General features: G+C 37.6%; 10 protein-coding genes. 3 read left to right on the top strand and 7 right to left on the bottom strand.

Annotated features, from left to right (window positions below):
* Positions 1-23: 23 nt before the first annotated feature.
* Positions 24-1,340: an adenosylhomocysteinase gene (ahcY, locus tag KO02_RS02855; protein WP_038695672.1), complete on the bottom strand. Its 1,317-nt coding sequence runs from the start codon at positions 1,338-1,340 to the stop codon at positions 24-26.
* Positions 1,341-1,514: 174 nt separating this feature from the next.
* Between ahcY and KO02_RS02850 the strand changes: the two genes are divergently transcribed.
* Positions 1,515-1,925 carry a BrxA/BrxB family bacilliredoxin gene (locus KO02_RS02850; protein ID WP_021190642.1) on the top strand — a complete coding sequence of 137 codons (411 nt, stop codon included), beginning with the start codon at positions 1,515-1,517 and terminating at the stop codon, positions 1,923-1,925.
* 348 nt (positions 1,926-2,273) lie between these two features.
* Here KO02_RS02850 and KO02_RS02845 read toward each other — a convergent pair whose 3' ends face one another.
* The 6 genes from KO02_RS02845 to lipA form a co-directional block, all read right to left on the bottom strand.
* Positions 2,274-2,510 (bottom strand): hypothetical protein, encoded by a 237-nt coding sequence (locus KO02_RS02845; RefSeq protein WP_038695669.1) that lies wholly within the window; start codon positions 2,508-2,510, stop codon positions 2,274-2,276.
* A 247-nt stretch (positions 2,511-2,757) separates the two neighbouring features.
* A complete protein-coding gene (locus tag KO02_RS02840; RefSeq protein ID WP_235212336.1) occupies positions 2,758-3,873 on the bottom strand; it encodes an ABC transporter permease in 1,116 nt (371 codons plus the stop codon).
* A 71-nt stretch (positions 3,874-3,944) separates the two neighbouring features.
* The gene (locus tag KO02_RS02835) at positions 3,945-4,916 is read right to left on the bottom strand and encodes an HlyD family secretion protein (protein WP_038695665.1); all 972 of its coding nucleotides are present in this window, start codon (positions 4,914-4,916) and stop codon (positions 3,945-3,947) included.
* A 2-nt stretch (positions 4,917-4,918) separates the two neighbouring features.
* Complete coding sequence (locus KO02_RS02830) at positions 4,919-6,310, bottom strand: TolC family protein (RefSeq protein WP_038702035.1); 1,392 nt, start codon at positions 6,308-6,310, stop codon at positions 4,919-4,921.
* Between the two features lie 101 nt (positions 6,311-6,411).
* Positions 6,412-6,975: a Crp/Fnr family transcriptional regulator gene (locus tag KO02_RS02825; protein WP_051959744.1), complete on the bottom strand. Its 564-nt coding sequence runs from the start codon at positions 6,973-6,975 to the stop codon at positions 6,412-6,414.
* A 93-nt stretch (positions 6,976-7,068) separates the two neighbouring features.
* Positions 7,069-7,950: a lipoyl synthase gene (lipA, locus tag KO02_RS02820; protein ID WP_038695663.1), complete on the bottom strand. Its 882-nt coding sequence runs from the start codon at positions 7,948-7,950 to the stop codon at positions 7,069-7,071.
* A 150-nt stretch (positions 7,951-8,100) separates the two neighbouring features.
* Between lipA and KO02_RS02815 the strand changes: the two genes are divergently transcribed.
* Both KO02_RS02815 and carB read left to right on the top strand, forming a co-directional pair.
* Positions 8,101-10,362: a family 20 glycosylhydrolase gene (locus KO02_RS02815; RefSeq protein ID WP_038695661.1), complete on the top strand. Its 2,262-nt coding sequence runs from the start codon at positions 8,101-8,103 to the stop codon at positions 10,360-10,362.
* A gap of 224 nt (positions 10,363-10,586) precedes the next feature.
* Entirely contained in the window at positions 10,587-13,403 is a 2,817-nt protein-coding gene (carB, locus tag KO02_RS02810) for a carbamoyl-phosphate synthase large subunit (RefSeq protein ID WP_038695659.1), read from the top strand.
* The last annotated feature ends 45 nt before the right edge of the window (positions 13,404-13,448 follow it).

Below are 13,448 nucleotides of genomic sequence, written 5' to 3'. Positions count from 1 at the left end.
TTTTTAGGTAATCTAAGTAGCTACTAGTAACGGTAAGCATCTGCTTTAAATGGACCATCAACCGTAACTCCAATATAAGAAGCTTGGTCTTCAGTCAACACATCCAGTTCAACACCGATATGTGCTAAATGCAAACGTGCCACCTTCTCATCCAAATATTTTGGAAGTGTATACACTTGATTTTCATAAGCACCAGTATTCGTCCACAATTCCAATTGCGCTAACGTTTGGTTAGTAAATGAATTAGACATCACAAATGAAGGGTGTCCCGTAGCACAACCTAAATTCACTAATCTTCCTTCCGCTAATAAAATGATATCTACACCATCAATCGTGTACTTATCTACCTGAGGTTTGATTTCAATTTTTGTATCACCGTAGTTGTCATTTAACCAGGCAACATCGATTTCATTATCGAAGTGACCAATATTACAAACAACGGCTTTATCTTTCATTGTTTTGAAATGCTCAGCACGAACGATGTCTTTATTACCTGTAGTCGTAACGATGATATTAGCTTCTTTTACAGCATCAGCAAATTTCCTCACTTCAAATCCTTCCATAGCCGCTTGTAAGGCACAGATAGGATCAATTTCAGTTACGATAACACGTACACCAGCAGAACGTAAGGACTCAGCAGAACCTTTACCAACATCACCGTAACCTGCTACAACAGCAACTTTACCAGCCAACATCAAATCTGTTGCACGACGGATAGCGTCTACTAATGACTCGCGACAACCGTATTTATTATCAAACTTAGATTTTGTAACCGAATCATTTACGTTGATAGCAGGCAAATGTAATGTACCATTCTTCATACGTTCATACAAACGGTGAACGCCAGTCGTCGTTTCTTCAGATAAACCCTTGATCCCATCAATCAATTCCGGATATTTATCAAACACCATATTGGTCAAGTCACCACCATCATCCAAGATTAAGTTCAAGGGTTGACGTTCCTCACCAAAAAATAAGGTTTGCTCGATGCACCAGTTAAATTCTTCTTCAGTCATACCTTTCCAAGCATATACAGGAATACCAGCAGCGGCAATCGCAGCAGCAGCATGATCTTGTGTAGAAAAGATATTACATGATGACCATGTAACATCAGCACCCAATTCTACCAAAGTTTCAATGAGAACTGCTGTTTGGATAGTCATATGCAGGCAACCCGCAATACGCGCACCTTTTAAAGGTTTTGCGGCACCAAACTCAGCACGAAGGCTCATTAAACCCGGCATTTCAGCTTCCGCTAATTCTATTTCTTTACGACCCCATTCAGCAAGGCTGATATCCCTCACTTTGTATGGTACGTATGTACTTGCTACTGATGACATATTATTCTTCTTTTTAGATTTAAAATTTATTAAACAAAAATACCATTCAATACCTTTAAATCAAAACGTTGAATTTGAAAGCTGCGAAATTCTGACATTGTTTTGAGACTAATGTCTTGACTTACCTCTAAACAAGCGTTATATTTGTACTATTAAATTTAAAAAAAGAACATTATGTATCCAGAATATTTAGTAGAACCAATGCGTAAAGAGCTTACAGATGTAGGTTTCGAAGAATTAAAAACTGCAGAGCAAGTTGATGCGGCTATCGCTACTGAAGGCACTGTATTTGTCGTTGTAAACTCAGTATGTGGTTGTGCAGCAGCAAATGCGCGTCCTGCAGCTAAAGCAGCAGTGAAAAATGAAAAACATCCTACTAAATTTGTAACTGTTTTTGCAGGTATGGAAAAAGAGGCTGTTGATAAAGCAAGAAACTATATGTTGCCTTATCCTCCATCTTCTCCAGCAATGGCATTATTCAAAGATGGCAAATTAGTACACATGATAGAAAGACATATGATTGAGGGTCGCTCTGCACAAATGATTGCTGATAATTTAGCTGCAGCATTTGACGAGTACTGCTAATCATTTATTTTGATTTTTGAAAAAGAAAAAGGCTGTTCGATATATTCGAATAGCCTTTTTTGATGGTTTAATAGCCCTCCTCTTTTACCGAAAGGGATAAATCCTATACACATGTTATTTTAAACACATGCAGCTAATGCTGTCATTTTTTTAAAATAATTCAAGGTATCCATAACCCAAAATTTCTAAGTATAAAACCATAATCAGGAATTCAAACTAAATGCCAAAAAAACTGGACTACAACACATTAACACATCTTTAACGATACGAATAGTCGTAGAAAAAGAAAAAAAAAGGTTTTACCTAATGTGCGTAAAACCTTTCTCCCATATGATGTTGTTTTTCTAGCTATTTACCTGATGGTTTAGCTTTAGGTACTATTTTTTTTACTTTTCGATCTATTGCTTTTTTTTCTGTGGAATCTTTCACTACTACCGGCGCAGATTTAAGTGGTATTGCCGGCTTTACCTTTGTTTCAGTTTGTTTAACAACCTTCTCAGGATGCTTTTGCTGAGCAGAGACCGATGCTGCACCGGACAATGTTACTATAGCAACTAAGGTTGCAACTAATGTCGTATATTTCATGGTATCTATAATTGAATGTGATTTATATTATCTGATTAAAATCGCTCAAACAAAGTGCCACAAAAACAGATATTAATAATGTAATTAACTTATTTTCAATACATTGATATTGAATAAATATTATTATTGATTCATAATAATAATACCATGATATCCTTGTAGAATTTTATGTTTAATATGGATTGGAAGCTAAAACTGTATACTTAAGCGCGCACAATTTCGCCAGATATCCATTTATTACTACACATTAATCCTCATTTATATCCGCTGATAGATTATCCTTCTTTAGTTTCCTCACTTTTAGAGACAATAAAACAAATGAAAGGATCAAGCAAATGACACTAGTCACCGCTAGAGCAATTATGGATGACCTAACATTGGCAACGGTCCCATGTTCAATCACAAGAACTCTAAAAATTTCCAAATAATGTGTCAAAGGAATCAATTTAGATATATGGACGACCCAATCAGGCATCTGACTCAGCGGCCATGTAAATCCACTCAATATAAAACTAGGGGTAGCGATAACCATCAATATTTCCGTTGCTTTAAGTTGACTCGGAATAAGGATACTTACAAGTATCCCGATAAAACTAACCGCAAGGAGAAACAAGAGCGATCCCAGCAAAAATGGACCCATTTGCACTTCCAATGGCATCCTATAAAATATTGAAAATCCGTAATAAAGAATATAAATTCCAACAGACATGATCAGGTAGGGTGCTATTTTAACAAAAATCAATAGCAATACATTAGAAGATTTAGACACCAAATTTGCAAAAGTACCTTTTTCAAATTCCGAAGCGAAACTTAAGGCCAAAGCTAACATCATCACCTGCTGAAGCACAGTCAGCAATACACCAGGAAGCATAAAGTATAAATAGTTGCCACTTTTGATATTCTGGCGTATGATAGTTGTCTTAAAAGGTTCATACTGTTGTGTCGCGATATATTCCGGCACGCCTTTTTTCTGTTGTGCTTTTATTTGAATCCCGGCCTTTAAAGTGGCTGCACAGACATTGGCCGCCATACTTGCATAATTGGACGTCAACGTATTGGATGCATTAACAAACAAAGTCAATTCCGTAGGACGGTTATAATTAACATCAGCATCAAAATTCTTGGGAATCTGAACAACAACAGTCGCCTCTTTATTCAATGCTTCCTGTTTTGCATTGAAAGCATCCGGCAATATCGCCGCGACATATATGACCTCACTTTCATTAAACATGGTTATCAATTGTTGACTAAGTGGACTTCTATCTTCATCTACAACGATGATAGGCAAATCAGTCACTTTCCCTTTTTGATAAACGGCGCCAACCAAAACACCATATAAAACCGGTGCTCCTAAAAAAAGCATTAACAAAACTTTGTTTTGAAAAAAAAGCTGAAATTCCCGTTTCAATAAGGATAAGAATGTACGCATAATACTTATTTACTAGTGTCGAGATGAAGGATAAATGTTGCTTTTGTTAGAAGTTTTCGAGCATCATCCAACTGAACTGCTTTCAATTTCACTTCAAACAAGGATTCTTGTTGCTCAAAATCAGGATAGGCTGTAGCAATATTGGCATAAGAATTTAAGGCTTTGATAGAGACCACTTCCGCTTCTATTTTTTTACCTTTTAAATAAGGAAACAAAAGTTCTTGTTTACTACCCACCGTTAGGTTTTGCAATTGTCTTTCAGGAATCGTCACCCTAAAATATGTCCCATCCACCAAGTAGCCCGAAAGCAAACTATAACCTGCCAAAGCAAGTTCCCCTACTTTCAAATTGATCGTTTCAATAGTCATATTCTGAGGAGCTAAGATAAAACGTTCTTTCGTCGCTACATCGACCTCGGAGACAGCACCAATTGCTCTTTCTTTTTGGCCCAACGCCATTTTTTGCTGTTCTATACGTGAACCATTTTCCGCATCTGCCAACTCGGCCTGAACGGCTAAATATTGATTTTTAGCACCTTGGAACTTCATATAGACTTCGTCATATTTTTGCTGTGCAATCAAAGAATCTTTAATCAAGTTTTCCATCCGTGCCAAAGATTTCTGTGCAAATTCATACTGTTCGCGTAGTCCATCTCGCTTAGCTCTCAACTGTTTCAACTGGTTTTCGGTGGCACCTTTTACAGCCATTTTATATTGGGCCTCAGCAGACTCAAGCGCACCCTTTGCTTGAATAGACTTTGCTTCAACCTCAGGAAATTCTAGAATCATCAAAGTATCACCAGCTTGTACAACATCTCCTTCGCTTACTAATATCTGATGTACTTTTCCAGGAATTTTCGTTGTTACAGCAATTTGATCCCGCTCAATTTTTCCTTCAAAAGAATTTTTGAGAGGAGTATCATGACCACAACTTTGTATTAATGCCGCGACGCCTAGGATATATATAAATTTTCTCATAATTACTTGACTAATGATTGATAAAGACTTCCTTGTGATGTTAATAATTCTAAAACAGCGCTACGTTGTACCAACAATTGATTATAAAAACTCAGCGATTGCTTATACAATTCGTTTTCCGCACTTAATCTTTCCGTGACATCTATTAAACCAGCTTCAAATTGCTTTGCTGCAAGAGCAAGATTATTATTGGCAATTTTAATCTGCTGTTCATGTACTGCCATCTTTTTCATCGACAATTGGTAATCCGAATTTGTTTTGCGTTGCAAAAGCAGTAATTTATCTTTCGTATCATTCCATTTATTTTGATTCATGATCAGATCAAGATTTGCTTTTTTAATATTGTTACGATGTTGATTACCATCAAATACATCCCACTTAGCCCCTACACCTATAGCAAAACCTGGAGCCAGTTGAAAATGATTCGCACTTAGATTTACATCTCCTGTAAGCGGCACATCTTTGAACTTAAATTTGGTATCAAACGCATTGAGATAAAAAGCACTACCAAATGCAAAGATTTGAGGTAATCGAGCACCCTTTTCTTTTTTCAATACATATTCATAAGCGCGCTGAGAACTCGCCAAAGCTTGCAACTCTTTCCTGTTCTCCACCGGTGGCTGTACAGGATCAACTAAAACCAATTCAAGCGGATAACTAACAAGCTTAAGGCTATCAACGGTCATCTTTGTCAGTTCTTCTAATTTAAAATATAAGAGCTCACCGCTATTTTGAGATTCGGCTTTCTTACTTTCTAATTCCAGCATTGCCAATTTGATCTTATCACGATCATAGGGTATAGCTAAACCATTCTCAATCGCTTTGACAACTTTTTGATGTTCTTTATTCAATCTTTTCTCCGAATCAGCAATCAGGGCATCAACTTCTTTTAATAACATAATTTGATCAAAAGTCTGTACCACTTCTTGAGCAAGACCTTCATACCCCGCTTCGGTCATCAACTGCTGAGCTTTAAACTTTTCATCTAAAGCTTTTTTTCCATTCGTTATCTGTAATCCACTAAAAATTACCTGCGTAGCATTTACTCCTGCAAACCCCACTTGAGATGAGGTATTGAATTTCTGAGCACCTTCAAAAAGATTCAGGCCCAGTATCGGTAATGTTCTTGTTGGAAGATCCAACTCGCCAGTGCTATTTAGATAACCATACATCCCCATCGCAGTCACATGAGGTAATAGTTTTCCGCTAACAGTATTCTTATCTAAAAGCGTCTTCTGATTTTCTAAATAACTATTCTTAATATCGCTATTATTCCTAATTGCCTTTTGGATAGGTTCTTTCAACTGCGAGCTTATTCCTTGCTGCGCAAAGGAATTGCTTTGATGAAAGAATGGCAATAAAAATAGCAAGCATGAAATTTTTTTAAATAACATATTCATAACTCTTTTAAGGGTCGATTAGTATCAATATTAACAATACAAATGTGCGTATGTTTTACGTCATAATTTTTAAGATATCTTAAAAAGAGAAGAAATCAAACCACTTGCCCTCTAATAACCGATAATGTTTGTTGGGAAATACCCAAATAAGAGGCAATATGTCCCAAAGAAGCATTCTGTAGGAGTTCTGGTGTTTCTTCTAAAAGTAACTGGTACCGTTCTAATGCGGTCTGGAATTGCGTATTGTAAAAACGATTTGAAAAACTTATCAATGAATCCAATAATGCTTTTTGAATGATTTGATTGACGATAATATCTGTCTTTGCTAATTCAAAAATAGGTTGAAAGGGTATAAAAGAAATTTTACATTTCGTTAGTGCTTGAAACCCGAAGAGCGATGGTTTCTGATAGAAAACACTTTCAATACCTGTGCTAAAGGTATTTGGTCCGAAAAAATAATGGGTGATATCTTTATTATTTTTGTAGTAGAAAATCCGAGTTAGACCAGTCTCTATAAAATAGATATATTTCAGGTAACTATCCGGTTCAAAGATTATATCACCTTTTTGAAATTCTTTTGTTTCAATGATTTGAGAAAATAAGAACGTTAAGTCGTCATCAATTGAATAAAGGCTTTTGAAATGCTCCAATACTGTCATACTTTAAATATGATAATTTTTAATGATATTACATCAAAAAAATGCCCTTAATATGTACATATTAAGGGCATTCCAATCTTTTATATTTATTTGCTATTGCATATCAAAAAGGTGTTTCTCTGCATGGTAAGATGATCTGACCAACGGGCCTGACTCTACATATTTGAAACCCATTTTCAAACCAATTTCTTTATACTTATCAAATTGAGCTGGGGTTACCCACTCTATAACGGGATGATGTGCTTTAGTCGGTTGCAAATACTGACCGATGGTCAAAATATCAACACCAACATCAAAAAGATCTTGCATCGTCTCGATAACATCCTGTTCAGTTTCACCAAAACCTAACATAATACCCGATTTAGTACGTAAACCAGCCTCAGAAATACGACGAAGACATTCTAATGAACGGTCATATTTTGCTTGGATACGAACTTCTCGAGTCAAACGGCGAACTGTTTCAATATTATGTGAAACAACCTCCGGGCGAACAGCCAATACGCGATCAAGATTCTCCCATTGTCCTTTAAAATCAGGAATCAATGTTTCCAACGTTGTTGTAGGACTTTCTTGACGGATAGCATTGATTGTTTCAGCCCAAATGATAGAACCACCATCTTTCAGGTCATCACGATCCACCGAAGTGATCACACAATGTTTCACTTGCATTAATTTAACCGAATTTGCAACTCGTGCAGGCTCATCTAACTCAACAGCTTTCGGTCGTCCTGTTGATACAGCACAAAACGAACAAGAACGTGTGCAAATATTACCTAAAATCATGAAAGTAGCCGTTCCTGCACCCCAACACTCACCCATGTTCGGACAGTTTCCACTTTCGCAAATAGTATGAAGCTTATGCTCATCTACTAATCCTCTGACATGTCTATATTCTTTACCAACTGGCAATTTTACACGCAACCAATCTGGCTTACGCTGTGTTTGTGTAGCAGGAATAACTGGAAGTTCAATCATAAGGCAAAGTTAATGATTATAAATGTAATTTTTAATCGACATTTTGTAGGAATACTATCATAATATCTGCAGACCCAACAAGCCATTTATGTTAAACGTATCGTTTTTTTTATGATATTTGTAGTTACATCATATTTAATACCAATTCATATGCGATTTAGCCATTCAATAACTTTGGTACTTTTAGCGGGAATGATACCCCTAAATATATTTGCTCAACAAAATTTTGACTTAATACCGAAACCAGCCAGCCTTACGCTCGCTATTGGTACCTACCACATACCTGCTGCCCCAAAGATCTACGTTTCACAAGATTTTTTAGCTGCTAGTCAGTTACTAACGGAGCACCCTGCGATTGAATCGGTCACTACTGAAATCGTAAAAAAAATCAAAAGAGCACCAAAAGAAGGTATTCGGATTTTAAAAGCCGAAGACACCGATAAATTGGATAAAGCTGCATATCGTATCGCTATCAATGAAAAGGGAATCCTTATTCTTGCGCATGAGGTGGCGCCAGTGATCAATGCCATCTATTCGCTAGTCCAATTAGGCTATCTACAAGATGACCCATCCCAAATCGCTGCTGTTGATATAGAAGACCAACCAAGCTTTTCCTATAGAGGTTTACATTTAGACCCTTCACGTCATTTTATTCCGTTTCCCATTATGAAGAAATTTGTGGATATCATGGCCATCTACAAATTTAACAATTTGCATTGGCACCTTACTGATGGAGCCGGATGGAGGTTAGAAATCAATCAGTATCCAGAATTGACGGCAAAAGCTGCGTGGCGTACACATGTCAAGTGGAAAGATTGGTGGAACAATGGCCGTCAATATGTTGATGCCGGCACTCCAAATGCAAGCGGTGGTTTCTACACGCAACAACAAGCACGAGAATTGGTCGAATATGCCGCAGCAAAAGGAATCAATATCATTCCAGAAATAGAAATGCCCGGTCACTCCGAGGAAGTTCTTGCCGTTTACCCAGAATTGTCCTGCTCAGGACTACCATATACACAATCAGAATTATGTATCGGCAATGAAAAAACCTATACCTTCTTAAAAAATGTATTGGATGAAGTGATTGCTATTTTTCCCTCGCCTTACATCCATATTGGGGGTGATGAAGCTGACAAGAAACATTGGAAAAATTGTCCAAAGTGTCAAGCTTTAAAAGCAAAAGAAGGACTAAAATCTGAAGAAGAACTACAAAGTTATCTCATCAAACAAATCGATGAGTATGTACAATCAAAAGGGCGCAAGATCATAGGCTGGGACGAGATATTGGAGGGGGGATTAACGAAAGGTGCAACGGTCATGAGTTGGAGAGGCGAATCAGGGGGCATTAAGTCCGCTAACGCAGGTCACGATGTGATTATGACACCTGGCTCTCACCTTTATTTTGACTCCTACCAGACGGACCCTAGGACGCAACCGGAAACGATAGGTGGTTACCTACCCATCAGCAAGGTTTATGAATACAACCCCATCCCGGCTGATATCGAAAAAGATAAAGCCAAGCATGTATTAGGTGCTCAAGCGAATCTATGGGCAGAGTATATGCCCAACTACCAACAACTGGAGTATATGGCTTTTCCAAGAGCTTTAGCTTTAGCAGAAGTGGTATGGACAAAAACAGAATTGAAAAATTGGCCGAATTTCCATAAAAGACTACAGTCACATTATAAAATTTTGCAACATTTTGATATCAATTATTATCGTCCTTCTTACAATGTAAAAGCTAACGTAGATTTTGACGAAGCGAAAAATACAAATATAGTTACGCTAAGCACGGAACAGCTACATGCAAGCGATATCCGCTATACCATCGATGGATCAAAACCAACTTATCAATCCACCCCTTATAACAACTCCTTTGATCTCGCTACTCCAACGATTGTCAAGGCAGCATATTTCTTAGATTCTATCCAGGTAGGGCCTACTGAGACCATCCAACTGGATGTACATAAAGCCATAGGAAAAACGGTTACTTATAATAACAAGTGGGATGATGGATATCCAGCACAGAAAGAGTTGACATTGACCAATGGTGTCAAAGGTGGATTAACCTATCAAGATGGACAATGGCAAGGTTTTTTAAAGGATCTCGATGTTGTCGTTGACTTAGAGCGTCGCGAAGAAATCAATAGCGTGGCAATGAACTTCATGCAAATTACAGGTCCCGGTGTATATATGCCCGGAGAGTTTAAGGTTTTATTATCCGAGAATGGCCGTACATTCAGAGAAGTTGGCATTGTGCAAAACGATATATCAGACCAAGATCCTACTTTAACGTTTAAACGTTTTGAACTCAAATTGACAAAAGCACAGCAAGCAAGATATGTTCGTGTAATTGCTACAAACCCTAAAAGAGGATTTTTATTTGCTGACGAACTTATCGTCTATTAATAGCATCAATATAGCAAGAGAAGCGGCGTTTAAACAGATACCGCTTCTCTTATTTTTAGAGCGATATCATCCCTAAATGATTTATCTGAAAATAAATAGCGGAAAATCAAATAAAATGATGTAATTTTGCACTCCGACAAAGCGGTCGGAATATACCCTTCTCGAAGCGCATTTTTGATTGTCTTTGTTCATACTTTGAAATTTTATTTTTTGAACTAGATATAATGCCAAGAAACACCTCCATTAAATCGGTTTTAATCATTGGATCAGGTCCAATCGTCATTGGACAAGCCTGTGAATTTGATTATTCGGGATCTCAAGCAGCCCTTTCTTTAAAAGAAGAAGGCATTGAAGTTTCCATCATCAACTCGAACCCTGCAACGATTATGACTGATAAAGTCATTGCAGACCACGTTTATTTACTTCCTTTAACGGTAGAAAGTATTGAAGACATTCTCAAAGAAAATAATGTTGACGCCGTGTTGCCTACCATGGGAGGCCAAACAGCGTTAAACTTATGTATCGAAGCTTCAAACATCGGGTTATGGGAAAAATATGACGTTAAGGTTATCGGTGTTGATGTTGCTGCAATTGAAAAAACAGAAAACCGTGAAGAGTTCCGTCAATTAATGATCGATATCGGTGTAGGTGTAGCACCTTCGAAAATCGCCAACTCTTTCTTAGAAGGTAAAGAAGCTGCTCAAGAAATTGGGTATCCATTGGTTATCCGTCCTAGCTACACGCTAGCAGGTACCGGAGGTGGATTCGTACACTCGAAAGATGAGTTTGACGCAGCACTAAGCAGAGGCTTAAGCGCTTCTCCTACTCACGAAGTTTTAGTTGAGAAGGCCGTTTTAGGTTGGAAAGAATTCGAATTAGAGTTGTTACGTGATACCAATGATAACGTCATCATCATTTGTACAATCGAGAACTTTGACCCGATGGGTATCCACACGGGTGACTCTATCACAGTTGCTCCAGGGATGACTTTATCCGATAAGTGCTACCAAGACATGCGTAATCAAGCAATCTTGATGATGCGCTCAATTGGTAACTTTGCAGGTGGTTGTAACGTACAATTCTCTGTTAATCCGGATAACGAAGACATTATCGCTATTGAGATCAATCCACGTGTATCCCGTTCTTCAGCGCTAGCCTCTAAAGCGACTGGTTACCCGATTGCAAAAATTGCTGCTAAATTAGCAATTGGTTACAATCTGGATGAATTACAAAACCAAATCACGAAAACAACTTCAGCTTACTTCGAGCCAACTTTAGATTATGTAATCGTTAAAGTACCTCGTTTTAACTTTGATAAATTCAAAGGAGCAAATACGGAATTAGGCTTACAAATGAAAGCAGTAGGTGAGGTAATGGCAATCGGCCGTACGTTTATCGAAGCACTTCAGAAAGCTTGTCAATCATTAGAAACAAACCGTGCTGGTTTAGGTGCCGATGGTCGTCAATTACGCGATTTAGAAGAAATCATGTATAGTCTAGAGCATCCAAGTGGTGACCGTCTATTCCATATAAAAGATGCTTTCGAATTAGGAGTTCCTTTGGAATCAATCCGCAAAGCAACACGCATCGATAAATGGTACTTAGTACAAATTCAAGAATTAGTAGCTTTAGAAACAGAACTTCGTCGTTACCAATTAAATAATATCCCTAAAGATTTCTTCATGACCTTGAAACAAAAAGGTTATTCAGATATTCAGATCTCTTGGTTATTAGGAAATGTAACAGAAGATGAAGTATACGACCGTCGTAAAGCACTAGGCATCAGCCGTGTTTACAAAATGGTTGATACATGTGCTGCGGAATTCCCTGCACAAACTCCTTACTTCTACTCTACGTTTGAGGAAGAAAACGAATCTGTACCATCTGACAAGAAAAAAATCGTCGTATTAGGTTCAGGTCCAAACCGTATTGGTCAAGGTATCGAATTTGATTATTCTTGTGTACACGGTCTATTGGCAGCTAAAGAAGCTGGATTCGAAGCCATCATGGTGAACTGTAACCCTGAAACTGTTTCAACAGATTTCAACATGGCTGATAAATTATACTTTGAGCCTGTATTCTGGGAGCATGTTCGCGAAATCATTGAATTAGAAAAACCAGTTGGTGTAATCGTTCAATTAGGTGGACAGACAGCTCTTAAAATGGCGGATCAATTAGAAGCATTAGGCGTTAAGATTATCGGAACAGACTTCCAAAATATGGATTTAGCCGAAGATCGTGGTCGTTTCTCAGATCTATTAAAATCATTAGATATTCCATATCCGAGATATGGTGTTGCTGAATCTGCAGAAGAAGCAATCAAAGTTGCGAATGAAGTAGGTTACCCAGTTCTTGTACGTCCGTCATATGTATTAGGAGGTCAAGGAATGAGCATCGTGATCAATGATGATGACTTGGAGAAAGCAGTAGTCAATTTATTGAAAAACCTTCCTGGAAACCGTGTCTTAATTGACCACTTCTTGGATCGTGCTGAAGAGGCTGAATCAGATTCAATCTGTGATGGTGAAGATGTACACATCATTGGTATGATGGAGCACATCGAGCCTGCAGGAATCCATTCAGGTGACTCTTACGCAGTATTACCTCCATTTAGCTTATCACAGTCTGTACAAGACAAAATGGAAGAGTACTCTATTAAATTAGCGAAAGCATTAAACGTAAGCGGTTTATTAAATATACAATTCGCAGTAAAAGGTGAAAATGTATATGTAATCGAAGCTAACCCACGTGCATCACGTACCGTTCCTTTTATCGCTAAAGCATACGATGTACCTTACATCAATATCGCAACAAAAATCATGTTGGGTGTAAACAAATTGAAAGATTTCAAAATCGAGCGCAAGTTGCAAGGTTGGGCAATTAAAGAACCTGTATTCTCGTTCTCTAAATTCCCTGAAGTTGATAAACAATTAGGACCAGAAATGAAATCGACAGGTGAAGCCATCCGTTTCATCAAAGATTTAAATGATCCTTACTTTAGAGATTTAGTTGCTAAAAAATCGATGTTCTTATCGAAATAAGCACAAATCACTTATACAAAAAAAGCCTTCTTATTAATTTAAGAA

Source organism: Sphingobacterium sp. ML3W (assembly GCF_000747525.1).
Lineage (GTDB): Bacteria > Bacteroidota > Bacteroidia > Sphingobacteriales > Sphingobacteriaceae > Sphingobacterium.
The sequence above is the reverse complement of the archived record's forward strand: the minus strand, read 5'-3'. Positions and strand labels throughout refer to the sequence as shown.

What these genes read in the sequence shown, in the direction of transcription:
- ahcY (WP_038695672.1), bottom strand. Translation starts at nt 1,340, where the DNA reads ATGTCATCAGTAGCAAGTACATACGTACCATACAAAGTGAGGGATATC.
- KO02_RS02850 (WP_021190642.1), top strand. Translation starts at nt 1,515, where the DNA reads ATGTATCCAGAATATTTAGTAGAACCAATGCGTAAAGAGCTTACAGAT.
- KO02_RS02845 (WP_038695669.1), bottom strand. Translation starts at nt 2,510, where the DNA reads ATGAAATATACGACATTAGTTGCAACCTTAGTTGCTATAGTAACATTG.
- KO02_RS02840 (WP_235212336.1), bottom strand. Translation starts at nt 3,873, where the DNA reads ATGCTTTTTTTAGGAGCACCGGTTTTATATGGTGTTTTGGTTGGCGCC.
- KO02_RS02835 (WP_038695665.1), bottom strand. Translation starts at nt 4,916, where the DNA reads ATGAGAAAATTTATATATATCCTAGGCGTCGCGGCATTAATACAAAGT.
- KO02_RS02830 (WP_038702035.1), bottom strand. Translation starts at nt 6,310, where the DNA reads ATGTTATTTAAAAAAATTTCATGCTTGCTATTTTTATTGCCATTCTTT.
- KO02_RS02825 (WP_051959744.1), bottom strand. Translation starts at nt 6,975, where the DNA reads ATGACAGTATTGGAGCATTTCAAAAGCCTTTATTCAATTGATGACGAC.
- lipA (WP_038695663.1), bottom strand. Translation starts at nt 7,950, where the DNA reads ATGATTGAACTTCCAGTTATTCCTGCTACACAAACACAGCGTAAGCCA.
- KO02_RS02815 (WP_038695661.1), top strand. Translation starts at nt 8,101, where the DNA reads ATGCGATTTAGCCATTCAATAACTTTGGTACTTTTAGCGGGAATGATA.
- carB (WP_038695659.1), top strand. Translation starts at nt 10,587, where the DNA reads ATGCCAAGAAACACCTCCATTAAATCGGTTTTAATCATTGGATCAGGT.